Annotated in this window: 25 protein-coding genes; 1 reads left to right on the forward strand and 24 read right to left on the reverse strand. The window is 50.0% G+C overall.

What is annotated here, in order from left to right:
* Window positions 1–28: 28 nt before the first annotated feature.
* The gene (locus ACLIN2_RS18120) at window positions 29–730 is read right to left on the reverse strand and encodes a hypothetical protein (protein WP_411501747.1); all 702 of its coding nucleotides are present in this window, start codon (window positions 728–730) and stop codon (window positions 29–31) included.
* 149 nt (window positions 731–879) lie between these two features.
* Complete coding sequence (locus ACLIN2_RS18125; RefSeq protein ID WP_411501748.1) at window positions 880–2,193, reverse strand: Ig-like domain-containing protein; 1,314 nt, start codon at window positions 2,191–2,193, stop codon at window positions 880–882.
* Window positions 2,194–2,418: 225 nt separating this feature from the next.
* On the opposite strand from ACLIN2_RS18125, the gene ACLIN2_RS18130 reads away from it, so the two are divergent.
* Window positions 2,419–3,237 carry a methyl-accepting chemotaxis protein gene (locus ACLIN2_RS18130; RefSeq protein WP_411501749.1) on the forward strand — a complete coding sequence of 273 codons (819 nt, stop codon included), beginning with the start codon at window positions 2,419–2,421 and terminating at the stop codon, window positions 3,235–3,237.
* Window positions 3,238–3,442: 205 nt separating this feature from the next.
* Here the strand turns inward: ACLIN2_RS18130 and ACLIN2_RS18135 are convergent, their stop codons facing one another.
* The 22 genes from ACLIN2_RS18135 to ACLIN2_RS18240 all read right to left on the reverse strand — a co-directional run bounded on the left by ACLIN2_RS18135 (window position 3,443) and on the right by ACLIN2_RS18240 (window position 23,521).
* A complete protein-coding gene (locus ACLIN2_RS18135; RefSeq protein WP_411501750.1) occupies window positions 3,443–3,814 on the reverse strand; it encodes a YraN family protein in 372 nt (123 codons plus the stop codon).
* Complete coding sequence (locus ACLIN2_RS18140) at window positions 3,811–4,104, reverse strand: EscU/YscU/HrcU family type III secretion system export apparatus switch protein (RefSeq protein WP_092266628.1); 294 nt, start codon at window positions 4,102–4,104, stop codon at window positions 3,811–3,813. Before ACLIN2_RS18140 ends, ACLIN2_RS18135 begins: the two co-directional genes overlap by 4 nt.
* On the reverse strand, window positions 4,101–6,002 hold the full coding sequence (locus ACLIN2_RS18145; RefSeq protein ID WP_411501751.1) for a hypothetical protein: 1,902 nt from the start codon (window positions 6,000–6,002) through the stop codon (window positions 4,101–4,103). The genes ACLIN2_RS18140 and ACLIN2_RS18145 overlap by 4 nt, the downstream gene beginning before the upstream one ends.
* Window positions 6,003–6,042: 40 nt before the next feature.
* Window positions 6,043–6,819, reverse strand: coding sequence for a ribonuclease HII (locus ACLIN2_RS18150; RefSeq protein ID WP_092266626.1), 777 nt, complete (start codon window positions 6,817–6,819; stop codon window positions 6,043–6,045).
* 139 nt (window positions 6,820–6,958) lie between these two features.
* The gene (gene ylqF / locus ACLIN2_RS18155) at window positions 6,959–7,852 is read right to left on the reverse strand and encodes a ribosome biogenesis GTPase YlqF (RefSeq protein ID WP_411501752.1); all 894 of its coding nucleotides are present in this window, start codon (window positions 7,850–7,852) and stop codon (window positions 6,959–6,961) included.
* 43 nt (window positions 7,853–7,895) lie between these two features.
* Window positions 7,896–8,459 carry a signal peptidase I gene (gene lepB, locus ACLIN2_RS18160; RefSeq protein ID WP_092266624.1) on the reverse strand — a complete coding sequence of 188 codons (564 nt, stop codon included), beginning with the start codon at window positions 8,457–8,459 and terminating at the stop codon, window positions 7,896–7,898.
* Between the two features lie 138 nt (window positions 8,460–8,597).
* Window positions 8,598–8,945, reverse strand: coding sequence for a 50S ribosomal protein L19 (rplS, locus tag ACLIN2_RS18165; RefSeq protein ID WP_055746938.1), 348 nt, complete (start codon window positions 8,943–8,945; stop codon window positions 8,598–8,600).
* A gap of 157 nt (window positions 8,946–9,102) precedes the next feature.
* A complete protein-coding gene (trmD, locus tag ACLIN2_RS18170) occupies window positions 9,103–9,849 on the reverse strand; it encodes a tRNA (guanosine(37)-N1)-methyltransferase TrmD (RefSeq protein ID WP_092266623.1) in 747 nt (248 codons plus the stop codon).
* 17 nt (window positions 9,850–9,866) lie between these two features.
* Complete coding sequence (rimM, locus tag ACLIN2_RS18175) at window positions 9,867–10,382, reverse strand: ribosome maturation factor RimM (RefSeq protein ID WP_411501753.1); 516 nt, start codon at window positions 10,380–10,382, stop codon at window positions 9,867–9,869.
* 24 nt (window positions 10,383–10,406) lie between these two features.
* Window positions 10,407–10,829: a YlqD family protein gene (locus ACLIN2_RS18180; protein ID WP_092266621.1), complete on the reverse strand. Its 423-nt coding sequence runs from the start codon at window positions 10,827–10,829 to the stop codon at window positions 10,407–10,409.
* An 84-nt stretch (window positions 10,830–10,913) separates the two neighbouring features.
* Window positions 10,914–11,141, reverse strand: coding sequence for a KH domain-containing protein (locus ACLIN2_RS18185; protein ID WP_055746934.1), 228 nt, complete (start codon window positions 11,139–11,141; stop codon window positions 10,914–10,916).
* A 23-nt stretch (window positions 11,142–11,164) separates the two neighbouring features.
* Window positions 11,165–11,437, reverse strand: a complete 273-nt coding sequence (rpsP, locus tag ACLIN2_RS18190; protein WP_092266620.1) for a 30S ribosomal protein S16 — start codon at window positions 11,435–11,437, stop codon at window positions 11,165–11,167.
* Window positions 11,438–11,549: 112 nt separating this feature from the next.
* Complete coding sequence (gene ffh / locus ACLIN2_RS18195; protein ID WP_411501754.1) at window positions 11,550–12,965, reverse strand: signal recognition particle protein; 1,416 nt, start codon at window positions 12,963–12,965, stop codon at window positions 11,550–11,552.
* 10 nt (window positions 12,966–12,975) lie between these two features.
* The gene (locus tag ACLIN2_RS18200) at window positions 12,976–13,314 is read right to left on the reverse strand and encodes a putative DNA-binding protein (RefSeq protein WP_327928741.1); all 339 of its coding nucleotides are present in this window, start codon (window positions 13,312–13,314) and stop codon (window positions 12,976–12,978) included.
* 143 nt (window positions 13,315–13,457) lie between these two features.
* Window positions 13,458–14,465 (reverse strand): signal recognition particle-docking protein FtsY, encoded by a 1,008-nt coding sequence (gene ftsY, locus ACLIN2_RS18205; RefSeq protein WP_092266617.1) that lies wholly within the window; start codon window positions 14,463–14,465, stop codon window positions 13,458–13,460.
* 42 nt (window positions 14,466–14,507) lie between these two features.
* Window positions 14,508–18,080: a chromosome segregation protein SMC gene (smc, locus tag ACLIN2_RS18210; RefSeq protein ID WP_411501755.1), complete on the reverse strand. Its 3,573-nt coding sequence runs from the start codon at window positions 18,078–18,080 to the stop codon at window positions 14,508–14,510.
* 258 nt (window positions 18,081–18,338) lie between these two features.
* A complete protein-coding gene (gene rnc, locus ACLIN2_RS18215) occupies window positions 18,339–19,025 on the reverse strand; it encodes a ribonuclease III (protein WP_281274546.1) in 687 nt (228 codons plus the stop codon).
* Window positions 19,026–19,079: 54 nt separating this feature from the next.
* Window positions 19,080–20,321: a beta-ketoacyl-ACP synthase II gene (gene fabF / locus ACLIN2_RS18220; protein ID WP_327928738.1), complete on the reverse strand. Its 1,242-nt coding sequence runs from the start codon at window positions 20,319–20,321 to the stop codon at window positions 19,080–19,082.
* 147 nt (window positions 20,322–20,468) lie between these two features.
* On the reverse strand, window positions 20,469–20,702 hold the full coding sequence (gene acpP, locus ACLIN2_RS18225) for an acyl carrier protein (RefSeq protein WP_005834336.1): 234 nt from the start codon (window positions 20,700–20,702) through the stop codon (window positions 20,469–20,471).
* A gap of 115 nt (window positions 20,703–20,817) precedes the next feature.
* Complete coding sequence (gene fabG / locus ACLIN2_RS18230) at window positions 20,818–21,558, reverse strand: 3-oxoacyl-[acyl-carrier-protein] reductase (protein ID WP_411501756.1); 741 nt, start codon at window positions 21,556–21,558, stop codon at window positions 20,818–20,820.
* Complete coding sequence (gene fabD / locus ACLIN2_RS18235) at window positions 21,558–22,502, reverse strand: ACP S-malonyltransferase (RefSeq protein WP_411501757.1); 945 nt, start codon at window positions 22,500–22,502, stop codon at window positions 21,558–21,560. Before fabD ends, fabG begins: the two co-directional genes overlap by 1 nt.
* Window positions 22,502–23,521 carry a beta-ketoacyl-ACP synthase III gene (locus tag ACLIN2_RS18240; RefSeq protein ID WP_092266963.1) on the reverse strand — a complete coding sequence of 340 codons (1,020 nt, stop codon included), beginning with the start codon at window positions 23,519–23,521 and terminating at the stop codon, window positions 22,502–22,504. The genes fabD and ACLIN2_RS18240 overlap by 1 nt, the downstream gene beginning before the upstream one ends.
* Window position 23,522 lies beyond the last annotated feature (1 nt).

Below are 23,522 nucleotides of genomic sequence, written 5' to 3' on the forward strand. Positions count from 1 at the left end.
GACACAAGGAGAGGGTCTGGCGATACCATTATTCTACCACAATCTTGATCTCTTTTGTTTCTATGCGGTCGTATCTGGTTTGACTCGCTTTCACTTTCAGCGTGTATTCGCCTTTTTTCTCTGGTTTCCACAGGAATACTTTACGGTAAACCCCGCTTTTTCTACTGGACCCGAGTTCCGTCACTTTTTGGTTAAACTCAAGTTTGGTAGTCACGTTGCTGTTGTACGTCACCAGGACAGGGATCTCTTCACCAAGCTTTGCTGTAATTTGGTTAGGAGACACGGTCAAGTTTATTTTGTTTTTGTCAATCGGTTTGAAGCTTGTTTCGGCATTTCCTTCAATGATTTCTCCAGAAGCACTTTTTTGCTTGATCCCAAAAAGTAATATGTAGGTTCCTTCAGCCTTTGGAGTAAAATAGCCTGTCGTCGTATATTTTTTCTTGGAACGATCTGCTGTGGTTTTTACACTTTCTACTTTTTCTCCATTGGAAATTAGAAAGAAAAACTTACCTTGATCAACTAATTCCCCCACGTATTCTGTGTTGACTGTTAATTTGTACTTCTTGCCTACCTCCAACGAGCTTGGTAAACCTTGAAATACTGGTTTGACCTTGGATGGTGATTCTGCCGTTAGATCAGTAGAATTTGTCTCGTCTGCAGCAGCTACACTAGCTACGGAAAAACCAAAAGCCATCACCAGCGCAAGCATGATTTTGAAAAATGATTTCATGTGAACCTCCTCACTATCTTTCGCAAATTTTCCCATTTATCTATATTACCATTATTATTTTTATCTTCCAATATTTACATGTCTTCCTTTTGAAAAAAACCCACGTTCCTAGACTCTAGGATTTCGTGGGCTTCTGAGATGTTCTTAGATTAATTTACAGTTACTTTGATTTTAACCGATTCATCTTTATATTTTGCAGTGATCGTCGCCGTTCCTTTTTTCTTGGCAGTGACCACACCCTTATTTACTGTTGCTACGGAAGAATTGGAGGTGCTCCATGTTGCTTTGCTAGCCGTCAAGAATTTATCGTCGTAGTACAGATCGATCGTTTCTTTCTTGCCTTTTTTGATGGTGATCGAAGTGTCATCTACTTCCAATTGATTGGAATCTTTGACAGTAACCTCAACTTCAACCTCGTACCCTTTGTACTTTGCCGTGATGATGGCACTACCTTTTCCCTTCGCGGTAACTACACCTTTACTCACAGTAGCTACGGAAGATTTGGATGTCGACCAGGTTGCACTAGATGCGGAAACACTTTTTCCGTCATACGTCAATTTGATGGTTTCTTTTTCTCCCTTTTTCAAGGAAATTTCGTCATCTTTCACTTCCAGTTTTCCGGAGCTGCTTCCGTCGACATTTACTTCAATTTCGACCTCGTAGCCTTTGTATTTTGCTGTGATGATCGCTGTACCTTTTCCTTTTGCCGTTACGACACCGTCATCCACGGTAGCTACAGAGGACTTGGAGGTGGACCAAGTTGCTTTGGAACCTGCAAGACTTTCGTCATCATAGCGCAGCTTGATAGTTTTCTTATCGCCTTTATCCAGGTTTAATTCGGACTCATTTGCCTCTAGCTTCCCGGAAGAGGTGCCATCCACAGTTACTTCGATTGATACTGTCAAGCCGGCATACGTAGCACGAATGATTGCAGTACCATTTGATTTGGCAGTGATAACTCCCTTAGACACAGTGGCTACTGAGCTATTGGAAGTGGTCCACGTTCCTTTTTTTGATTCCAAAGCCTTCCCATTGTATCGTAAAGTAATGGTTTGTTCTTTTCCCTTTTTCATCGTTACTTTGGTTTCACTGGACGTTAATTTGTCTGGATCCGATACACTCACTTTGATACTCACAGTTTTACCATTGTACTTTGCATATAGATAGGTCATTCCGGGGCTCTTCGCAGTTACAACACCCTTGTTTACAGTAGCGATGCCTGTGTTGTTTACACTCCAAGTCGCTCGAGATGCATCTAGCGCCTGCCCATTATACGTCAACTTCACTGTAGCCGTTTTACCTGTCTTCAAATTGACTACATTGACATTCGCTTTTAATCCCTCGGCTTGCGCCTGTACTGTTGTTTGGGCATATGTACTCGTTGGTAACCCGAAATGGACTGCACACGTCGTAGCCAAAGCTAGCGTCAGTGTTTGAAAAATCTTTCTCTTCATTTGATTCATGATTTACCTCCTAATTGTTTTCCTATATCATTTGACGTAGGATGTGGAAAAATGTCACATTATCTCGGGCGCTTTTTTTGAAAAACATTTGTTATTTTTAATTACTTTTGTCTATTCACACTTTTCTTCGTTTTTGCCGATGCAAGTAAGAATAGATTTCCACACACCATGATTGATCTTTTGATTCCGTTTTAGATGAGAGAATATACAGGGGGAATTTACTTCATGTCGCCAAAATTAGAAGCATTGCTAGCATGCCTGGAGGAAATCAAGGCGAGTCAAGCAGAAGACGCATGTGTAGCCTTGACGGATACGGAAAAATACTTAGCCTTTTTAAAAAGTAATACACTATCCATGGAAACAAAGCCTGGAACCTTAATAGGCGAGATCAAGGGCACCATAACGGAGAAGGCGCTGCACAGTGGAAAGAAAATGACGCAGGAACAGGGACCAGAAGTTTGCGGGGTCCCCTATATCTCTTCTGCTACCCCCATTTTTGAAGATGGAAAGCTCGTCGGGTGCCTCACGATTTTGACTGCCAATACGAAGATTGAAAACATCCGCACCGTCTCCTCTTCGCTCGCAGCTACCGTAGAGGAAATGACGGCAACAGCAGATCAAGTCGCTGCTGCTTCTATACATGTCAATGAACAAATTCTTACGGTCTCAAGTGAATCTCAATTTGTGACAGCGGAAATTGAAAAGATTTTTAAAGTCCTATCCTTTGTAAACGATATGGCATCGCAATCCCACATGCTCGGGTTGAATGCGGCGATTGAGGCAGCTCGAGCTGGAGAGCATGGGCGTGGGTTTAGCATTGTGGCGAACGAGATCCGCAAAATGGCTACCCAAAGCAAGGACGCTTCGGAAGAAATTCAAAAGCAGCTGAAATTCATTGAAAGCTCTATTCAAAAAATGAACGTCTCTATTCAATCCGTCAGTTCAGAATCACAAAACCATGCTGCCAGCCTTCAAGAGCTCCGGGCAGCCTTCGATCACATAGCCGGCACGGCAACCGAATTAAACGATCAGATTCGAAAGTAATTAACCTTTTTCTCATGTACCCTGCTTGTCCGATCAGGCAGGGTTTTTGTTTTCTCACAAAAAAATGCTTCCCAGCTGATACGCTGGAAAGCTCATGTTGATGCTTGGAGGAGTTTCATCGCGTCGAGTACAGTACATAGTACGCTGATTCACAGGCGGTTGATGTAGACATATCCCCAATCGCAGTGCTTTTCTGAGCCCGATTTTAAAAGGCATGCTCAATGTGCTCGATGCTTGCCTCCATGTCTATCCCACTCATGCCTTGTCCTTGTATGGCGATCACATCAAAACGAAAGGCAGGGACAAAGCCAGTGCTGCTTTGCAGGTAGTCCATGGCCAGCTCTCTTAGCTTCTGCTGTTTTCTCCAGGTGATTGATTCGGCAGCAGTACCATGTCGCCCGCTGCTCCTCGTGCGCACTTCAACGAAAACAAGCGTTTCTCCGATGGACGCGATCAAATCAATCTCCCCTCGCCGGGTTCTCACATTACGTCCGAGAATTTTGTAACCTTTTTGCCGCAGGAAGATCTCTGCAGCCTGCTCCCCTGCTTGCCCCAAAGCCCTCCGCTGCTGACTCATCGCTTCTCGGCTCCTCCCTTATCCAATCGGTAGACAAAGGCCAGGATTTCTGCAACCACCTGGTACAGCTCCGGTGGGATCTGCTGATCTAAATCGAGCTTCCCTAGCACTTCCACCAGCGATGGATCCTCCTGCACGGGGATATCGTGTTCCTTTGCCGTTTTCAGCATGTTCTCAGCTACGTATCCCTTTCCTTTTGCCACGACCTTTGGAGCTTCCATCGAACCCGCCTGATATTTTAAGGCGACGGCTTGTATCCGTTTGCTATCGGAAGATTGGGACTGACTCATATCCGCAGGTCCACTCCTTTGTAATCAGAGAGGATCGCGCCCTTTGCTCCCGTTGTCATTAAGGTGCTATTTTTTTGCTTCGGTATGTCCTGCACACGTACGGCTGATAGCTGAAATCCAACTTCCTGCAGCTGCTGGGCAAAGCCTTCTTTCATGCCCTGTACGAGCTCGTCGACCCAAGGCGCATTATTAAAAATTTGCAGATTAATGATTCGATTTACGATGCCTACATCGATCATCGTCGTTCCCATCTCTTTCAGCTCAAGGTGGAAAAAGAGCCGACAATTATCAGCATCGAGCTGCCCGCCGTCTTTTTTCTTGGATTCGATCTGCACATAGGCCGTGTCTTCGCCTTGTGCCGAGCGGATCGGAATTTGCAGCACGATCTGGGATAAGGCTTGGTTCGTTGGCTGAAGCATCATCAATTGCTGTCCGGTGACTTGCTGCAGCAGCTGATCGGCTGCATCCCGCAATCCAGCAGGCACGGTATGATTGGGTGACTGTGTAATTTGCATGAGCAAGGATTTGACCGACTCTAGCTGCTTGTGAAGCGCCCCATCGGACACTGCTCCCGATAATGTTTGCCCCATTAATTCCCGCTCGTGGGCCATACCCATCTGCCGGAACAATTCCTGGATGGGGTTCTTTCCAGCTGCATCCGTATTCTTACCCGTTAGCTGCTGCACGGGAGTATCCGCATGGCCGCGGATCGCAGAGGCTGCCTCTCCAGGTGTCCGTGGGTTAACTGCAACAAGACTCTCTTCCGTTGTTTGCTGCGCAGCTGGCTGGACAGATCCGCTTCCCGTTCCCTTTGGTTGTTGAGTCGAATCGAGCTGAGGGTTCTCTACTGAGCTAACAGCTACCCCTGCAGCCAGAGCCTGACCGCTTGCTTTCGGCGGGAGAAGGTTCTGTCCAGGTTGACTCTCTCCTTGAGCTTGAGCGAGGCGGACAGGCGGAGGCGTTGCCGCTTCTTTTGGATGATTCCCCTGCTCTCTTGCCAGCTGAATGCTTCCTGCTTCTCCGCTCTTCCTGTCTGTGCTCTGGACGAGAACCTCTGAGCCTGCTGCAGTGATCGATGCCTTGCCTGAGCTCTGGGCTATCTGAGCGTCTGTTTGTGTGCGGCCTTGGGCAGTAGTAGAACTTGCTGGGATCGCATTCTGTGGCTCTATCTCAGCCTGGTTGGAAAGGGCTAATGGCAGAGCTCCCACTTTTTCTTTGAGCATGGCGACCACTTGCCGCAGCCCTGTGTCAGCTAGCGTCGTATGACCTTCTGTTTTCGGGGTATTTCCCCCATTCGCTGCGGATGCAGCTGTCGCATCCTCCAGAAACTTTGTCGCTTGCAGCAGAAAGTTCTGTATGCCGACACTGACAGGCTTTTCGGAAAGAAACGCTTTTAATCCCGATACGGTATCTGGAGTAAGCGGCAGGTTTCTCTTTACTGCCATCATGAATGCCTCCACTGTGGCGTCACTCGTTCCGAGACGAGCAGCGACTGCCGTGAAAGCCTGAACGGTTTCTTTCGAGACGGGTAGGTTGGCATTCATCAGAGCAGTTACGATCGCTCTGCTTTCCTTAGTTTCAGGCAGCCCGAGTGATTTGATCAGTCCCTCCAGGGAGGCTTCTTTCCCTCCGCCCGCTGGTTGCGTATCCAACACCTTCAAGGTAACGACATCAGAGGATGGCTGGACTTGGAGCCATGCCTTTTGTCCTTGTTCTAGCTTGGTCTCCAGCTTTGCCTGCACTTGCGTCCCGCCTATTTGAACGAGAGCCATATTATCCGGGTATTGCTTGATCACGGTTCCTTTAAACACTTGCCCTGGCGTCAGTTCGACCGGTTTGGGCGTAGAAGCAGGTGCGCGCTGCACCAGCGATTGAATCAGCTGTGATGGAGAAAACATGGTACTCACACCTCCTGCTAGGCCCAAAACAACAGCTTCATTATGCTTGCTCTTTTACGCCGGTAAACGTCTTCCGATGAATCGGAGTCGCTCCAAAGCGCTCAATCGCAGACAAATGCTCTGCTGTCCCGTAACCTGCGTGTTTTTCAAATCCGTACTCAGGAAATTCACGTCCGTAGTCAACCATCATGCGGTCTCGTGTGACTTTTGCCACGATCGATGCGGCTGCAATGGATACACTTTTGCCATCTCCACCAATGATCGGGACCTGTTTGCAGCTGAGCCCTGCAAGCTGAACAGCATCGATCAGACACGCATCAGGTGCGATGGAAGCATTTTGAATAGCGAGGAGCATCGCTTCTTTCGTTGCATTCAGAATATTGATAGCGTCGATACGAAAGGCGTCTACGATTCCGATGCCAACAGCCGTCGCATCACGCATGATGATCTCATAAAAAGCCTCACGAGTCGCAATTGGCACTTTCTTCGAATCATTCAAGCCCGGCAAATAGAAGTCTGCTGGCAAACAAACTGCCGCAGCAACTACTGGCCCTGCCAAAGGACCCCGTCCCACTTCATCGATCCCAAACAAATGCACGTGCCCACTCTCGCGTAAAGAACGCTCGTACTGCGTCATTTCTGTCCACTGTGCCGCCAGCTTCTCTCTACGTGCTATTGCTGCCTCAGCTTTGCGGGCAATTTCTTGAACCCCTGCCCGCTTGTCATCCTTTAACAATTGTAAAAAATCTTTGGGTACCTCGTCCAATTTTTCGACCCATTCTCTTATTTCCTTTATCGACAGTTCTGCCATATTCATTGACTGCTTTCTCCTTATGTACGGATAAATAGCTTCTCTTCATTTAGAATACCTGGCTACTCCAAGCTTTTTCCATCCCGATCCGAATAAAAAAACCGCCTACCATGAGGGATAGACAGGTTTTTCAACGCTCATTCATTCATTCAGATAACGAGAGTGGTTTGCCAATCGGTTCGTCCATTTCCCAATCGATCGGGCGCTCTACAGATACTTGACCCAGCTTACCGGATCGCAGCTCTCGCAAGAAGATTTCTGCCGCCTTGTCGTAGTCAATGTTTCCCCCTGAAACGAGACAGCCTCGCTTTTTTCCGATCTCCTCAAGCATTTTCACTCGATCGTCGGGCAATTCCTTCAGCTTGAAGCGCTCTACCAATCTCTCTGGGTAGTAGTGCATCATGTAGCTGATCACAAACAGAGCAACTTCTGTAAAGTCAATGAGCTCGTCCTTGATCGCGCCACTTGCTGCTAGCCGCAAGCCAACCATTTGGTCCTCGAACTTCGGCCACAAAATACCTGGTGTATCTAAAAGCTCGAGTGTATCCCCCATCTTCACCCACTGCTGCGCTTTTGTCACAGCTGGGCGATCACCGGTCTGGGCAACAGAGCGCTTGGACAGTCGATTGATCAGAGACGACTTGCCGACGTTTGGGATTCCCAAAATCATAATGCGGATCGCACGTCCTTGCATACCCTTTTCTGCTCGCTTCGCCAGCATATCGCCAGCTAGCTCTTTGCATAGCTCAGGCAGCTTACCCACACCCTTACCACTTAATGCGTCAATCGGAAGCGTGCGGATCCCTAGCCCGCGGAAATAGGACATCCATTGATCGGTTGCTTTTTCGTCCGCTAAATCAGCCTTGTTCAATAAAATCAGTCTGGGCATATCGCCGACAATTTCATCAATCATCGGGTTGCGGCTGGATAAAGGAAGCCGTGCATCCAGCAACTCGATGACCACATCAATCAGCTTGAGCTTCTCCGTCACTTGCCGGCGCGCTTTCGCCATGTGCCCCGGAAACCATTGAATGGTCATGTATGTCTCACCTACCTTGCTGCTGTTCTTACATATTCCCACCTTATCTTGTCATACGGATATCGCCGATCGGCCAAAACGTAAATTCAGCGCGACCAACAACCGTACTGACAGCCACAGGTCCGATAATCCGGCTATCCGTGCTGTTTAAACGGTTGTCTCCCATGACGAAGATGTGATTGGCAGGGATTTTTACCAAAGGGAAATCATGTGTGAAAACGAGTTCTCCCTGTTTTTTTGCCTCTTCTTTATGTTGTGCAAGATATGGCTCTTCTACCAGCTTCCCATTTATAAAAAGCTGATCGTTTTTGACTTCCACCGTATCTCCCGCGACCGCGATCACCCGCTTGATATAATCCCGTGTTTTTTCTGCATGAAACACGATAATATCTCCCGGCTTCGGGTCCTCCATATAGTAAATGGCTTTGTTTACAACCAATTTTTCATTGTTATGTAAGGTGGTTTCCATGGACTCGCCCTCTACGATAAAAGGGGCGAATAGGAAGGTCCGGATGAGAAACGCTAGGATAATCGCAATAACCAGCGCGCGGGTCCATTCCCATAGTTCGTTTTTCTTGGCGCGGGTGGAAGTAACTTCTTCGTTCATGATCCGACCCTCCGAACAGTTGGCTTGTGCTTTGTTTTGATCCTTGGTGCAGCCATGTCTACTTGCCATTCTTGCCCTAAATGGAAAAAAGAGGCCTGGCTAGCAGACCAGTCCTCTTTCCTATGCTTTAGCAAACGCTTATCGACGGATTTCTTTAATACGAGCTGCTTTACCTACGCGATCACGCAGATAGTACAGTTTCGCACGACGTACTTTACCATGACGCACGATCTCGATCTTGTCGATCTTAGGCGTGTGCAATGGGAAGGTACGCTCAACACCTACACCGTAAGAAATCTTACGAGCAGTGAAAGTTTCGCTGATACCAGTACCACGACGGCGGATGCAAACGCCTTCGAAGAGCTGAATACGCTCACGCTGACCCTCGATTACCTTAACGTGTACACGAACGGTGTCACCAGGTCGGAACGCAGGAATGTCCTGTTTCAATTGCTCTTTTTCCAATTCACGGATTACTTGGTTCATTTGAATTCCCTCCTTCCGATCAGACGTTCTTACTCGTCTACCAATAGCTGGCTCAGCGCATATGCCTGAGATACGAGTAGCGGACCGCCTTAGTCAGCGGGCAAAATTGCCACAAGAAATATATTAGCACACTGGGCGTGAGACTACAAGGATGTTTTTACGGTTTGTCTGTAATTTTTTTCTCTGCTTCCAGTTCTGCTAGGAGCTTCTTCATTTCAGCCGTCAACTCGAGTCTCTTCAGCAGATCCGGCCTGCGCTCACTGGTACGTCTCAGGGACTCCTTCAGGCGCCATTTCACGATGTTGGCATGATGTCCGGAAAGAAGGACGTCAGGTACCCTCCAGCCGCGAAATTCAGCCGGTCTCGTATAGTGGGGGTACTCCAGGAGACCCGTTGAAAAGGAATCCTCTACAGCGGACGTCTGATTGCCCAGTGCTCCAGGCTGAAGCCGAACAACACTGTCGATCACGACCATCGCTGCCAGCTCTCCGCCCGTCAAAACGTAATCGCCGATAGAAATCTCATCCGTGACCAAATGCTCGCGGATACGCTCATCATAGCCTTCGTAGTGACCGCAAACAAATACGAGATGCTCTTCCTTTGCCAGCTCCTCTGCAAGCTTCTGATTGTAGGGGACTCCCTGTGGACACATGAGGATCACACGAGGCTTCTTCTCGCCTGCCATGGATTCAACCGCCCGAAACAACGGCTCCGGCTTGAGCACCATGCCTCCTCCGCCGCCATATGGGGTATCGTCTACAGTGCCATGCTTGCTCTCTGAGAAGTCGCGAAAGTTCGTTACGTGAAAGTCCACGATCTCTTTTTCACGCGCTTTTCCTAAAATGCTGCTAGATAAAACCCCCGCAAACATCTCGGGAAACAGGGTGAGTATATCAATGCGCATGTGAATACGAATCCTCCCTACAGCAAGCCTTCCATCAGATGGCAGACCACGCGTTTGCCTTTGACATCCACTTCTTTGATGCAATCGTCGATGTAGGGCAGCAGGATTTCGCCACGTTTGCCTTTTACGACCCAAACATCGTTTGCTCCTGGCTGCATCACATCGACGATTTTCCCCAGCTCTTCCCCTTGGTCCGTAACCACTTCACACCCGATCAACTGATGGATGTAAAACTCGTCTTCTTCCAGCTCCATCAGGGACTCTTCTGGTATTTTCAGCTCTCCGCCCTTGTACTTCTCGATATCGTTAATATTTGAATAGCCATGAAAGCTCAATATCTCAAACCCTTTGTGCGGCCTGCGAGTTGCAATCTTTAGTTTCAGTGGTTCTGCAAGTGTCGGGTGGAACAATAACAGCTCGTTCCCTTTACGAAAACGCTGATCAGGGAAATCAGTCGTCGGAATGATTCGCACTTCTCCACGCAAGCCGTGTGTATTGACCAGCTTCCCCACTCCATAGTAACGCTTTTCCAATCGATCCCATCCTCCTATGAACGCTTACCTTTGTTCTGATGCTCGCCCGCGAATCTCATGTACCTGACCATCTTTTATCAGGATTTCCGTTCCCGCTATGATTTCATCCCAAACATCACCGATTTGCACCGTTACGGGGCTTTGTACCGTTTGATAGTCCATTTCGCTGCCCTCAGGCAAATTCTCTGCCTGCCTCAGCTGAAACTGAAGAATCTCCATTTTCTCTTTGCGCTGCTTTTCTTCCCGTGCCACTTTCTCTTGTGCGAGTGCGTATGTATCCGCTGACTTTTTCTTTGCGTCAGCGAGTATCTTTTTCGTTTGAAACTGCCACTGCTCCCATGAGTCGCGTTGCTGGCGGATCTGTCTTGCATATTGTTCAACCAGTGCAGCGCGGGAGGCTTCCGTCATGATGATCTTGACCTGTACCGAACGAAAAATAGTGAGCATTTGTGCCACTCCCCTCGACTCGCCCAGAATCGCTCATTCGAAAACATGAAGAAAAAAGACTGGGAATGCTCCCAGCCTTTTCACTCAAACAATTTCAACCGTGACACGCTTGTCCGTTTCCACGGATGCCGCCATCACGACCGTGCGCAGTGCTTTCGCGATCCGTCCCTGCTTGCCAATGATCTTCCCCATATCATCAGGGTGGACCGACAATTCAAAGACGAGAGTACGCTCTTTTTCCACTGCATTCACACGAACCTCATTCGGATGATCGACGAGAGCTTTTGCGATCGTTTCGACCAGCGCTTTCATCATCAGACCTCCAGATGAACGGCTTATTTGCCGTATTTGGTTTCGTGTACTTTAGCCATAACGCCTTCTTTGGAGAGAAGGTTACGAACGGTATCAGTTGGAGCTGCACCATTCAGGATCCATTGTACCGCTTTTTCGGTATCAATTTTCACCACTGCCGGTTGTGCAACCGGATTGTAGTAACCGATTTCTTCAATGAAACGGCCATCACGAGGGGAACGAGAGTCAGCTACTACTACACGGTAGAAAGGAGCTTTCTTGGAACCCATACGCTTCAGACGGATTTTAACTGCCATGTTGTGTCACCTCCTGTATAAATCAACGCGATATTCCTTCGCGTTGGTGCTACTATATCTGAACCATCGCGTCAGCTGACAAGTCAGTGCCGCGAAGAGAGTTCATGCTCCATCATTTGAACGGCGGTTTGAAATTAAACGGGAAGTTCATGCCACCCTGGTTTTTGCCTCCGCCCTTCCCCATAAACGGGAGTCCGAGTCCGCCCTTTTTCTTGGACTTCTTCATCATCTTGTCGGCGGCGCCAGAGAACTGCTTCATCATCTTCTTCATTTCATCGAATTGCTTGATGAATCGGTTCACTTCCTGAATGCTGGTTCCACTGCCGTTTGCGATACGCTTGCGGCGGTTGGCATTGAGCAAATCAGGATTGGCTCGCTCCGCTTTCGTCATGGACTTGGCGATTGCTTCTACACGGGCAATCTGCTTCTCATCGACGTTCATTTTGCCCTTCATCTTGTTCATTCCTGGCAGCATGCCGAGAATATCTTCAAAAGGACCCATGTTGCGCAGCTGCTGCATAGAGTCAAGGAACATGTCGAAGGTAAACTCACCTTGACGCATCTGACGTTCCATGTCCCGCGCCTTTTCTTCGTCAACGTTTGCCTGCGCCTTTTCAATCAGGCTGAGCACGTCACCCATACCCAAGATACGGGATGCCATACGGTCCGGATGAAACGGCTCCAGTGCGTCGAGCTTCTCACCTATCGCCGCGAACTTGATCGGCTTGCCGGTGACTGCTTTGACAGATAACGCTGCACCGCCTCGGGTGTCGCCATCGAGCTTGGTGAGAACCACACCGGTCAGCTCCAGCTGACTGTTAAAGCTCTCTGCTACATTGACGGCATCTTGTCCAGTCATCGCATCGACGACGAGCAGGATTTCATCGGGCCTCGCAACCTCGCGAATCTGCTTCAGCTCATCCATCAGTGCTTCATCGATGTGCAGTCGACCTGCCGTATCGATGATAACCACATCGAGATGATTTGCTTTGGCATGCTCAATCGCTTGTCGTGCAATGTCTACCGGACTGACTTGATCTCCGAGAGTAAAGACGGGTACTCCGAGCTGCTCACCCAAAACTTGAAGCTGCTTGATCGCTGCTGGGCGGTAAATGTCGCCTGCTACGAGAAGCGGCTTGCGGTTTTGTTTTTGCAAATGCTTGGCCAGCTTACCAGTCGTGGTCGTTTTCCCTGCCCCCTGCAAACCTGCCATCATGATGACAGTCGGCGGGCGGTGAGCCATCGTCAATGGAGCGACACTGCCACCCATCAGCTCGACCAGCTCTTCGTTCACGATCTTGATAACCATCTGGCCAGGTGTCAGGCTTTTCATGACATCCTGACCGACTGCGCGCTCCTTAACGCGAGCAACGAAGTCTTTTACTACTTTAAAGTTAACATCTGCTTCCAACAGGGCAAGTCGTACTTCACGCATCGCTTCGTTCACGACGGTTTCATCGATTTTGCCTCTGCCTCGCAGTTTGTCAAACGCGTTCTGCAGCCGATTGGCTAAGCTCTCAAACGCCATGCGAGCCCTCCTAATCCATCTCTGACAGTTGGTGGAGCAAAGTGTTCAGTTCGTCTCTTGTATCGCTATCCGCAAGCTCATTCACAAGCTCTTTCATTCGGTTCAGTGCATCCATGCGTTGTTCATGCCTGTCCGCGAGATGAAGCTTCTGATCGTATTCGAACAGCTGCTTTTCGGCCCGCTTGATGTGATCATAAACAGCTTGGCGACTGACCTCATGCATCTCGGCGATCTCTCCGAGCGACAAATCATCCAGATAGTACAGCTCCAGATATTCACGCTGCTTGCCCTTGAGTAGCGGCGCGTAGAAATCAAACAAGAGATTGACTTGATTGGTTTTTTCCAACATGACAACCAATCCTTTGCTATGAGGTACTCGGTGCAAACTGTAAAGACTTTTTCTTTACAGCACGTAGATTATAGTACCCAATTCCACACCCAGTGTCAAGGTTTTTTATTGACATCATTTTTTATTGATTTGGTAGAACGATTTTACGCCTCTTTTTGTTCCTCATTTACTTCCTGTTGGATCAGGCCAGCGAACAGCGCATGAACGAACTGCTCTGGATCAAAGCGTTGCAAGTCGTCCATTTTCTCACCCAGTCCTACGTACTTCACAGGGATGTTCAATTCGTTGCGGATCGCGATGACGATCCCTCCCTTTGCGGTACCGTCGAGCTTGGTCAGAACAAGACCACTTACGCCCGCTGACTGCCCGAATGTCTTTGCTTGGGAAAGAGCATTTTGCCCTGTCGTAGCATCCAGTACGAGCAATACTTCATGAGGTGCCCCTGGAAGCTCACGCTGCAGGACGCGGTGAACCTTTGCCAGCTCCTCCATCAGATTGACCTTGTTTTGCAGGCGTCCAGCCGTATCGCACAAGAGCACGTCTACCTGACGGGATTTCGCTGCCTGGATCGCATCGTAGATGACAGCTGCAGGATCGGAGCCTTGCTGCTGCTTGATGACGTCTACACCTACGCGCTCACCCCACACTTCCAGCTGCTCAATCGCCGCGGCACGGAACGTATCTCCTGCTGCAAGCAAAACCTTTTTGCCCTGCTGCTTGAACATGTGAGCCATTTTCCCGATAGTTGTCGTCTTCCCTACTCCGTTGACCCCTACGAACAGGATCACGTTCAGACGGCCATCCTGCACGTTCAGCTCTGTATCTGCCACCTCGTCATTTTTCAAGAGAGCAACCAGCTTCTCTGAGAGAATCGGCTGCAGATCGATGGCATTCTCGATTTTTTGCTTTCGTACTTCGCCCCGCAGATCGTCAATCAGCTCCATGACGGTGTTGACGCCGACATCGGAGGTAATCAAAATTTCCTCGAGCTCATCGAAGAAATCATCATCGATTTTTTTGTAGCGGCGGACGAGATCCTCTACCTTTTCCACAAGGAGATCACGCGTTTTCGCCAGTCCATCCGTAAACTTCTGAGTGACCTCCTCTGATTTTTGTACGATCGCGTCACGTAGGCGCTTAAAAAAGCTCATTTTCATCTTCCTTTGCGGGTAATAATGATTCAGCCGCTAAGATTACGAAGCGGATTCGATAAATTTGTCGCTGTCCTCCAGCTTCACAGATACCAGTTTGGAAACGCCGCCCTCCTGCATCGTGATCCCGTAGAGCACATCCGCGCTCTCCATCGTCCCTTTGCGGTGAGTGACACAAATAAACTGGGTCTGGTTGCTGAAATGGTGCATGTACTCGGCAAAGCGGTTGACGTTTGCCTCATCAAGCGCTGCCTCGACCTCATCGAGGACACAGAACGGTACCGGCTTCACGCGCAGGATCGCAAACAGCAGCGCCATCGCTGTCAAAGCACGCTCCCCACCAGAGAGCAGAGCCAGGTTTTGCAGCTTCTTGCCCGGAGGCTGTGCCACGATATCGATCCCTGTTTCCAGCAGATTGTCCGGATTGGAGAGGAGCAGGTCTGCACGTCCTCCACCGAACAGTTTGACAAACACGTCGCGGAACTGCTCGGAAATGGCATCAAACGTCTCTTTGAACCTGCGCGACATCTCCGTGTCCATTTCCTGAATGACCTGATAGAGCATATCTTTCGCTTCATTCAGGTCGGCTTCCTGTGTGCTTAAAAACTGCTGGCGTTCAGACAGACGCTCGTATTCCTCAATCGCGCCCAGATTCACGGTGCCTAAAGCGCCAATCTGCTTTTTGAGGCGGCTTACAATTTGTATTTCTTCTGTGATCTCACCGCGAGCCGGGTACTTTTGCTTCGCCAGATCGTAGCTCATTTCGTATTCTTCGGAGAGTTTATTCAACAGGTGATCCAGCTCGACCTCGTTGCGGTTCACCTTAACCTCTTCTTGATGCAGCTTATCTTCGAGGGATTTGACCTCCCTGCGAAGCTCTTTCACTTGCTGCTCAACCTGCTCTTGCTTGTAGAACAGCGTAGCTCTCTCACTGCGGCGCTCCTGGATTAAACCGGCTACCCGGTCTTTGTCCTGGCGCATCTCCGCAATTTTTTCATCCAGCTCAGATCCAGAGGACTCGTTGGTTCTCTCCAGCTCATCGAGAGAGGCAAGCGCCTCGTTTTGCTCTTCCCATTCTTTTTGCAGCGTGCTTTTTTGCTCCAGCAAACGCTCTGTCTGCTCCAAGCGAGACTGATGCTCCTGCATAACCTGCGCATTTAGCACTTTGAGACTGGTGATTTTCTGATTCATCTCTTCCTTGGATTCCAGCTGCTCCTGGCGCTTGGCTTCTGCTGCTGCAATCTGGGCAGCCAGCTCTTTTTCCTGTGCATCCATCGCAGCCAGAGACGCTTGCAGCTCCTCCTGCTTGCGAAGAGCGTCTTCCATCTCTTTGCGGTAGCCAGCGATGTCTTGTTCAACCAGCTTCGTCCGCTCGCCCAAGGACCTTCCTTCTGCTTCGGTTTGCTGGTACAGGCCTTTGACCTCCTGCTCCTTCAAACGCAGAGCTTCTCCCTGACTGCGTAGCGCTTCCTGTTCCTGCTCCATCTGGCGAAGCTCTTTCACCAGTTGATCCATATGCGTAGCATGCCCAGAAATTGCCTGATCGATCTCGACCATTTGGCCTTCCAGCTCTTCCGCTTGACGGTTTCGGCCGAGCAGGTTGGAGCTGTTCTTTTTCAGAGCGCCCCCTGTCATGGAGCCGCCTGCATTGACAATATCCCCTTCGAGTGTGACCACGCGATAGCGATAGCTTAACGTGCGGGCAACCCGGTTGGCCTGCTCAAGCGTTTCTGTGACGATTACATTGCCGAGCATCGACTCCAGAATCGGGCGATACGTCTCTTCAAACGAAACAAGTTCACTTGCGATCCCTACGACGCCGGACTCTTTTGCCAGCTGTCGTTTGTCCTCAGCCGAGAGCTGACGGGGCCGAATGACATCCAACGGCAAAAACGTCGCTCGACCTGCATTGTGCTTTTTCAAGTGGGCAATAGCAGCACGTCCGGCGCTTTCATTGTCCACGACAACGTTTTGCAGGGCACCACCCAGTGCGACTTCCAATGCTGTTTCGTACTGCTGTGGTACGACGACCAGCTCAGCTACTGCACCGTGAATCCCTGCAAAGCCGCGTTCGCGGGCCTTCAAGATTTCTTTTACCCCTTGTTGAAACCCGGCGAACTCCGATTGCATTTCTTTCAATAGATCCAGACGCGATTTGGCTGCTTCCTTCTTTTGCTCCCAGCCGCGCAGCTCGCGACGTGCCGTCTCCAAACGAGCTTGTCCCTCGCGAACCTTGTCCATCAACGACTTATACCCTGCGACAGTCTCTTGAATCGTTTGATCGATTGTCTCTAGCTGTTCTTTAAAAGCGGAGAGCTTGGACAAACGCTGCTGCTCTTCCTGATCCAGCTGCTCTTTTCCTGCAAGCTGACGGTCGAGGCGCGCTTGGCTCGTTTGCACCAGCTGCTGCTGATGGCGCATTTCATTGCGAAGATTGGCCATTTCATTCAGCTTTTCAAAATAATCGCCTTTCAAGCGCTCTACATCGTCAGTCAGCGATTGGACCATCGAGAAAAACTGTCCCTCTGCCTCTTGCAGAGAGGTATTGGCTTCTGTCATGCGGCGACTGGCTTCCTGTGCGCGTTCCTGCTCCTCCGCCAGCTCCGCTTCCACGGCGTGCTGCTTTTCCGTGATCCGGTGCATTTGCTCCATCGTCTGCTGCCGGTTGGCATTCAGGTTGCGCATCCGCTCCCGCAATACTTCACGTTGGCCTTCTACCTTCTCCGCTTCTTCGCTTACTGTCAAAAGCACTTGCTGCAGCTCTTCGATAGACTGGTCAATTTGCGTCACGTGAAAGCGCGCTTGCTCAAGCTCTGCTTCTTGCTGCGATGCCGCTGTAGATTGACCGACCAGCTGCTCCTGCAGCTCCTGCACACGCTGGGTAGCGGCTTCCCATTTGGCATGGGCCGCTTCGATTTGCTGCACGTAGAGGGCTACCTCGTGCTCCACCAGCTTGCGATGAAGCTCTTTGTAAGTACGAGCTGTATCGGCTTGTTCCTTCAAAGGTCCAATTTGCTCGGAAATTTCACTGACTATGTCATGAATACGGACGAGATTTTGCTCGGTTTCATCCAGCTTCTTTTCCGCTTCACGTTTTCTCGTTTTATACTTCACGATCCCGGCCGCTTCTTCAAAAATACCGCGTCGATCTTCGGATTTTGTACTGAGGATTTCCTCGATCTTCCCTTGCCCGATAATCGAATACGCTTCTTTTCCCAAGCCGGTATCCATGAACAGCTCCATAATGTCCTTCAGACGGCAGGATCTGTTGTTTATGTAATACTCACTGTCGCCGGAGCGATATACTCTGCGGGTCACCGACACCTCGGAGTACTCTACATCGAGGGAACGGTCCGTATTGTCCAACGTAAGGGTCACTTCGGCAAAATTGACGGGCTTTCGCGTGTCACTGCCGGCAAAAATGATATCCTCCATTTTTGCTCCGCGAAGCGACTTGGCGCTCTGCTCACCCAACACCCAACGGATGGAATCGGAGACATTGCTTTTTCCGCTTCCATTTGGGCCGACTACCGCCGTTACTCCAGGTACAAATTCCAGCTCCGTCCGGTCGGCAAAGGACTTAAACCCTGCCAGTTCCAGGCGTTTTAAATACATACTGACGGTCCTCCTTCACAGCCTCTTTCGAATGAAGGCATGAAACAAGTCCCTCCCTTTCATGAAGGCAAGCGACTTGCTCGAAAAGAAGCTCCTGCAAAACAGACAGGAGCTTACCTACAATCAGCTACTTCGTCATATCGACATAAGTGTACCATAGAAGAGTTCCTCTCGCAGTAATTTCCCAATGTTTACAGGGGGAAAAGAGAAAGCCGCACCACCCGAATCGAGTTGGTGCAGCCTTCTGTTCACAGCGTATTATTTATCTCCCAGCTTAACCAATGCACGTGCAGCAGCTTGCTGTTCCGCTTCCTTCTTGGAGCGTCCCGAGCCAACTCCCAACGAACGATTGTTTAACAGTACCTCTGATACAAACTCTCTGTTATGAGCCGGTCCTTTTTCTTCTACGATGCGATACTGGATGTCTCCCAGATTGTCTTGTTGAACAAATTCCTGCAACTGGCTCTTGAAGTCGGTTACCTGGGCAAACTCTCCCTTATCTACCCGAGGATAGACGTATTTCTCCATAAAGGTAAATACTGCATCCACGCCTTGATCCAAATAAAGGGCGCCAACAAATGCTTCAAATACGTCCGCTAGCAAGGCAGGTCGCTGACGTCCTCCCGTCAACTCTTCCCCTTTTCCCAGCAGAACGAGATCGCCGAAATTCAGTAGTTCAGCAAACTTCACCAGAGACGGTTCACAGACAATGGCAGCACGAAGCTTTGTCATTTCCCCTTCACTCATCTTGGGGAACGTCTTGTATAAAAACTGGGAAACGGTCAGCTCGAGAACTGCATCCCCCAAAAACTCCAGCCGTTCATTGTCTTGTATCCGCTTTCCGCGTTGCTCGTTCACGTAGGAAGAATGGGTGAATGCCTGCCGCAGCACGCTCTCATCGTGAAAGCGTACGCCTATTCTCTCTTGCAGCTCTGCGAAACTCATCACCCTCACCACCATTCCAGGAGACTTCCTACTCATTCTATCAGTAGGACTCATTTATGCTTCGTATCGTTTCAAGACCACTGTCGCGTTGTGGCCACCGAACCCAAAGGTGTTGGAAACAGCCACATTGACATTTGCTTTTCGCGCGTGATTTGGCACGTAATCCAGATCACATTCCGGATCCTGATTTTCCAGGTTGATGGTAGGCGGCAAAATCTGATCGCGCAGAGCAAACGCAGACGCGATCGCTTCGATCCCGCCAGTTGCGCCGAGCAAGTGACCAGTCATCGATTTGGTCGAGCTGACAGCCAGCTTGTAGGCATGCTCTCCAAATACTGCTTTGATCGCTTGCGTCTCCGCGATGTCGCCTTGGTCCGTGGACGTACCATGCGCATTGATGTAATCGACTTCTGTCGGATCGATGCCTGCGTCCTTCAACGCATTCGTCATGCAACGGGCTGCGCCCTCACCACCAGGAGATGGGGATGTGATATGATGCGCGTCTGCACTCATGCCATACCCGATGACTTCTGCGAGGATCGTAGCTCCGCGTTTTTTCGCGTGCTCCAGCTCTTCGAGGATCACAACACCTGCGCCCTCGCCCATGACAAAACCATCACGGTCTACGTCAAACGGACGACTTGCTTTTTGCGGCTCGTCGTTGCGGGTCGACATGGCTTTCGCCGAGCAAAAACCAGCAAACGCCATCGGACGCACGGTTGCTTCTGCTCCGCCTGCAATCATCACATCGGCATGATCAAACTGGATCAAGCGAAGTGCGTCGCCAATCGCATTCGTACCGGTCGCACACGCGGTAATCGCGCTAGAGGTCGGGCCCTTCGCACCATATTGGATGGAAACGGCACCCGATGCCATGTTCGCAATCAACATAGGAATGAAGAAAGGACTTACGCGACGTGGACCCTTTTCCAGCAGTACGGTATGCTGCTCCTCCCACGTGGACAGACCCCCAATGCCGGATCCGATGTATACACCCACTCGCTCTGCATTTTCAGCTGTGATCTCCAGCTTGGCATCTTCAATTGCCATTTTTGCAGCAGCTAATCCGAATTGAACGAATCGGTCTGTACGTCGAACTTCTTTTTTATCCATGTAAAGCTCAGGGTTAAAATCTTTCACTTCCCCCGCGATTTGCGTTGGATAGTCAGAGGCGTCAAATGCAGTCAGGCGATCAATCCCTGATTTCCCTTCCAACAAGCTGTTCCAGAAGGTCTGCGCATCGTTCCCCACTGGGGAGATGACTCCGACGCCAGTAATCACCACTCTTCGTTTCATTAACGATCACCTCTATATGAAAGTCAGCATTCTGCTACTATTTTACTTCAAGTGATAGTTTGTTCTTTCCACAAAACCGTTGCAGTTATGTACAGTTGGTAATGAAGGAGAAGTCCCGTACGCTTACGGGACTTCCAACTGATGGATCTACTTGTGAGATTCTATGTATTTAACAACCTCACCTACAGAAGTGATCTTTTCAGCATCTTCGTCAGAAATCTCTAAATCAAACTCATCTTCGAGTTCCATTACGAGTTCTACCACATCCAGGGAGTCAGCGCCCAGGTCTTCTTTGAAAGAAGCTTCCAAAGTAATCTTGGACTCATCTACACCCAGACGATCGACGATGATTTTCTTCACACGTTCCAATGTATCTGCCATCTTGCTTCACCCCCTCTCCCGTATTATAGTGGATGAGCTTCCAAAAAACCAGTTTAGAGATAACAGCTGCCATCTGCGATAAACCTCGTCTGAAAGCCACCCCAAATGCTTATGGCTACATGTACATACCGCCGTCTACATGAAGGGTTTGGCCAGTCATATAGTTGGCTGCATCCGATGCCAGGAACAGGACGACGGAAGCGATGTCGTCTGTATGCCCCAATCTGCCCAAAGGAATCTGCCCCATCATGGAAGCTTTCACGTCTTCAGAGAGGACAGAAGTCATTTCTGTATCGATAAAACCGGGTGCTACCGCATTCACAGTGATGCCGCGGGTAGCCAGCTCACGTGCAGCTGTCTTCGTCAAACCGATCACGCCTGCTTTTGCGGCTACGTAGTTTGCCTGACCAGGGTTGCCGAGAACGCCCACCACTGAGGTGATGTTGATAATTTTTCCGGAGCGCTGCTTCATCATGGGACGGGTAGCCGCTTTCAGACAATTGAACACACCCTTCAGGTTGGTGGCAATCACGTCGTCCCACTCGTCTTCCTTCATGCGCATCAGAAGATTGTCGCGAGTAATCCCCGCGTTGTTCACGAGAATATCAATCGCTCCGAAATGATCCAGAGCCGCTTTGAACATTTCATTGACTTCTTCTGTCTGCGAAACGTTCGCGCGTACCATGATGGCATCGCGGCCTTTTTCTTTGATCAAAGCGACCGTTTCTGCTGCAGCTGTCTCGCTGCCTGCGTAGTTTACTACCACATTGGCACCTGCTTCAGCCAGCTTCAACGCGATGGCACGGCCAATCCCGCGAGATGCTCCTGTAACCAAAGCTGTTTTTCCTGCTAGCATCATAACCCTCCGTTCAAAAGCTCCGTCAACGATTCCATATCCTGCACGGAGATAATTTTCGTATCGGCTGGAGCAATCTTTTTCACCAAGCCTGCCAAAACTTTACCCGGTCCAATTTCCACGAAAGTCGTCACGCCTTGCTCTACCATCCATTGCACGGAGTCTTCCCACAGGACTGGAGCAGAAACCTGCTTCACGAGACTGTCAACGATTGCCCGAGCTTCTGTTACTGGACGCGCAGATACATTGGCAACCACAGGAATTTTCGCATCGGCCACAGAAACCTCTGCTAGTACTGCGTGCAGTTTGTCAGCAGCCGGCTGCATCAGGCTGGAGTGGAAAGGACCACTCACATTTAGCGGAAGAACGCGTTTTGCTCCCGCTTCTTTTGCTTTCTCGCCAGCCAGCTTGACACCCTCTGCCGAACCGGAGATGACGATCTGTCCCGCGCAGTTCATATTAGCCAGCTGTACGGGATGACCCGATGCCGTCACTTCTTCACATATTGCAGAAAGAGCAGCACGATCCATGTTCAGTACAGCAGACATCGCTCCCTGACCAGCAGGAACCGCTTCCTCCATGAATTGACCGCGAGCGCGAACGGTTTTGACTGCATCGAAAAAGCGAAGCGCATTTGCCGCCACCAGCGCGGAGTATTCACCCAAGCTGTGACCTGCCACAAAGTCAGGCTGAAAATCCGGCTGCTTTTCCTGGAAGGCTGCCAAAACGGCAACGCTCATCGTCAAAATCGCCGGCTGTGTATTTGCGGTCAGACGCAGCTCCTCTTCCGGACCTTCAAAGCAAAGCCCAGACAAGGCAAAACCAAGTGCCTCATCTGCTTGCTGAAAGACGTTGCGAGCTGCTTCCGATTGTTCAGACAGTGCCTTGCCCATGCCTACGAACTGCGAGCCTTGCCCCGGAAAAACAAATGCTACCTTACCCATTACTTCTCGCTCCCTTCAGCAGGGGTTGTGGACCATTTCAACAGGGTTGCTCCCCATGTCAGACCGCCACCAAAGCCAACCAGCACCAAGTGGTCTCCTTCTTTTACACGACCTGTTTGAACTGCCTCATCCAGCGCAACTGGAATAGAAGCCGAAGACATGTTTCCGAAACGGTCCAGGTTGATGACTACTTTATCCTCGCTCAAACCGAAGCGCTGTACGGCAGAGTCAATGATGCGTTTGTTGGCTTGATGCGGGACCAACAGATCGATGTCGTCCTTCGTCAAGCCTGCTTTCGTCAAGACCGCCTCTGTCGCAGAATTCATGACGCGCACAGCAAATTTGAATACTTCTCCACCCGCCATCGACAAGTAGTGCAGGTTGTTTTCAACGGATTCGCTGGAGGCAGGAATACGCGATCCGCCAGCTGGCTGGCAAAGCAGTGGGCCGCCCGATCCATCAGCGCCGAGCTCAAAGGATTGGAAGCCATAGCCGTCTTGCACTTCCCCGATTACAGCTGCGCCCGCCCCGTCTCCGAAGAGCACGCAGGTATTGCGGTCTTTGTAGTTCGTAATTTTGGAAAGGCTCTCGACACCAACAACGAGAACGTATTTATAAAGTCCATTGGAGATAAACTGGGTCGCTGTCGTAACTCCGTACAAAAAGCCTGTGCAAGCCGCGGACAAATCCATCGCTGCCGCACGTTTCGCACCCAGTTTCTCTTGCAAAATGCACGCAGTCGAAGGGAACATCGTGTCAGGGGTCACCGTTGCCACGATAATCAGATCCAGCTGTTCCGGGCTTAGCTTCGCACTTTCCAATGCCTTCTTCGCTGCTTCATAGGCAAGGTCGGAAGAAGCTTGATCTGCAGAGCTGATGCGGCGTTCGCGAATACCGGTGCGAGAGACGATCCATTCGTCCGACGTATCCACCATTTTTTCCAGATCAAAGTTGGACAACACCCGATCAGGGGTGTATGAACCTGTTGCCAAAATACCTACTGAACGTTTGCCATTCATC

This window comes from Brevibacillus centrosporus, from assembly GCF_046622605.1.
Lineage (GTDB): Bacteria > Bacillota > Bacilli > Brevibacillales > Brevibacillaceae > Brevibacillus > Brevibacillus centrosporus.

Excerpts from the sequence above, each read along its gene's own strand:
- ACLIN2_RS18120 (WP_411501747.1), bottom strand. The coding sequence starts at position 730 with ATGAAATCATTTTTCAAAATCATGCTTGCGCTGGTGATGGCTTTTGGT.
- ACLIN2_RS18125 (WP_411501748.1), bottom strand. The coding sequence starts at position 2,193 with ATGAATCAAATGAAGAGAAAGATTTTTCAAACACTGACGCTAGCTTTG.
- ACLIN2_RS18130 (WP_411501749.1), top strand. The coding sequence starts at position 2,419 with ATGTCGCCAAAATTAGAAGCATTGCTAGCATGCCTGGAGGAAATCAAG.
- ACLIN2_RS18135 (WP_411501750.1), bottom strand. The coding sequence starts at position 3,814 with ATGAGTCAGCAGCGGAGGGCTTTGGGGCAAGCAGGGGAGCAGGCTGCA.
- ACLIN2_RS18140 (WP_092266628.1), bottom strand. The coding sequence starts at position 4,104 with ATGAGTCAGTCCCAATCTTCCGATAGCAAACGGATACAAGCCGTCGCC.
- ACLIN2_RS18145 (WP_411501751.1), bottom strand. The coding sequence starts at position 6,002 with ATGTTTTCTCCATCACAGCTGATTCAATCGCTGGTGCAGCGCGCACCT.
- ACLIN2_RS18150 (WP_092266626.1), bottom strand. The coding sequence starts at position 6,819 with ATGAATATGGCAGAACTGTCGATAAAGGAAATAAGAGAATGGGTCGAA.
- ylqF (WP_411501752.1), bottom strand. The coding sequence starts at position 7,852 with ATGACCATTCAATGGTTTCCGGGGCACATGGCGAAAGCGCGCCGGCAA.
- lepB (WP_092266624.1), bottom strand. The coding sequence starts at position 8,459 with ATGAACGAAGAAGTTACTTCCACCCGCGCCAAGAAAAACGAACTATGG.
- rplS (WP_055746938.1), bottom strand. The coding sequence starts at position 8,945 with ATGAACCAAGTAATCCGTGAATTGGAAAAAGAGCAATTGAAACAGGAC.
- trmD (WP_092266623.1), bottom strand. The coding sequence starts at position 9,849 with ATGCGCATTGATATACTCACCCTGTTTCCCGAGATGTTTGCGGGGGTT.
- ACLIN2_RS18180 (WP_092266621.1), bottom strand. The coding sequence starts at position 10,829 with ATGCTCACTATTTTTCGTTCGGTACAGGTCAAGATCATCATGACGGAA.
- ACLIN2_RS18185 (WP_055746934.1), bottom strand. The coding sequence starts at position 11,141 with ATGAAAGCGCTGGTCGAAACGATCGCAAAAGCTCTCGTCGATCATCCG.
- rpsP (WP_092266620.1), bottom strand. The coding sequence starts at position 11,437 with ATGGCAGTTAAAATCCGTCTGAAGCGTATGGGTTCCAAGAAAGCTCCT.
- ffh (WP_411501754.1), bottom strand. The coding sequence starts at position 12,965 with ATGGCGTTTGAGAGCTTAGCCAATCGGCTGCAGAACGCGTTTGACAAA.
- ACLIN2_RS18200 (WP_327928741.1), bottom strand. The coding sequence starts at position 13,314 with ATGTTGGAAAAAACCAATCAAGTCAATCTCTTGTTTGATTTCTACGCG.
- ftsY (WP_092266617.1), bottom strand. The coding sequence starts at position 14,465 with ATGAGCTTTTTTAAGCGCCTACGTGACGCGATCGTACAAAAATCAGAG.
- smc (WP_411501755.1), bottom strand. The coding sequence starts at position 18,080 with ATGTATTTAAAACGCCTGGAACTGGCAGGGTTTAAGTCCTTTGCCGAC.
- rnc (WP_281274546.1), bottom strand. The coding sequence starts at position 19,025 with ATGAGTTTCGCAGAGCTGCAAGAGAGAATAGGCGTACGCTTTCACGAT.
- fabF (WP_327928738.1), bottom strand. The coding sequence starts at position 20,321 with ATGAAACGAAGAGTGGTGATTACTGGCGTCGGAGTCATCTCCCCAGTG.
- acpP (WP_005834336.1), bottom strand. The coding sequence starts at position 20,702 with ATGGCAGATACATTGGAACGTGTGAAGAAAATCATCGTCGATCGTCTG.
- fabG (WP_411501756.1), bottom strand. The coding sequence starts at position 21,558 with ATGCTAGCAGGAAAAACAGCTTTGGTTACAGGAGCATCTCGCGGGATT.
- fabD (WP_411501757.1), bottom strand. The coding sequence starts at position 22,502 with ATGGGTAAGGTAGCATTTGTTTTTCCGGGGCAAGGCTCGCAGTTCGTA.
- ACLIN2_RS18240 (WP_092266963.1), bottom strand. The coding sequence starts at position 23,521 with ATGAATGGCAAACGTTCAGTAGGTATTTTGGCAACAGGTTCATACACC.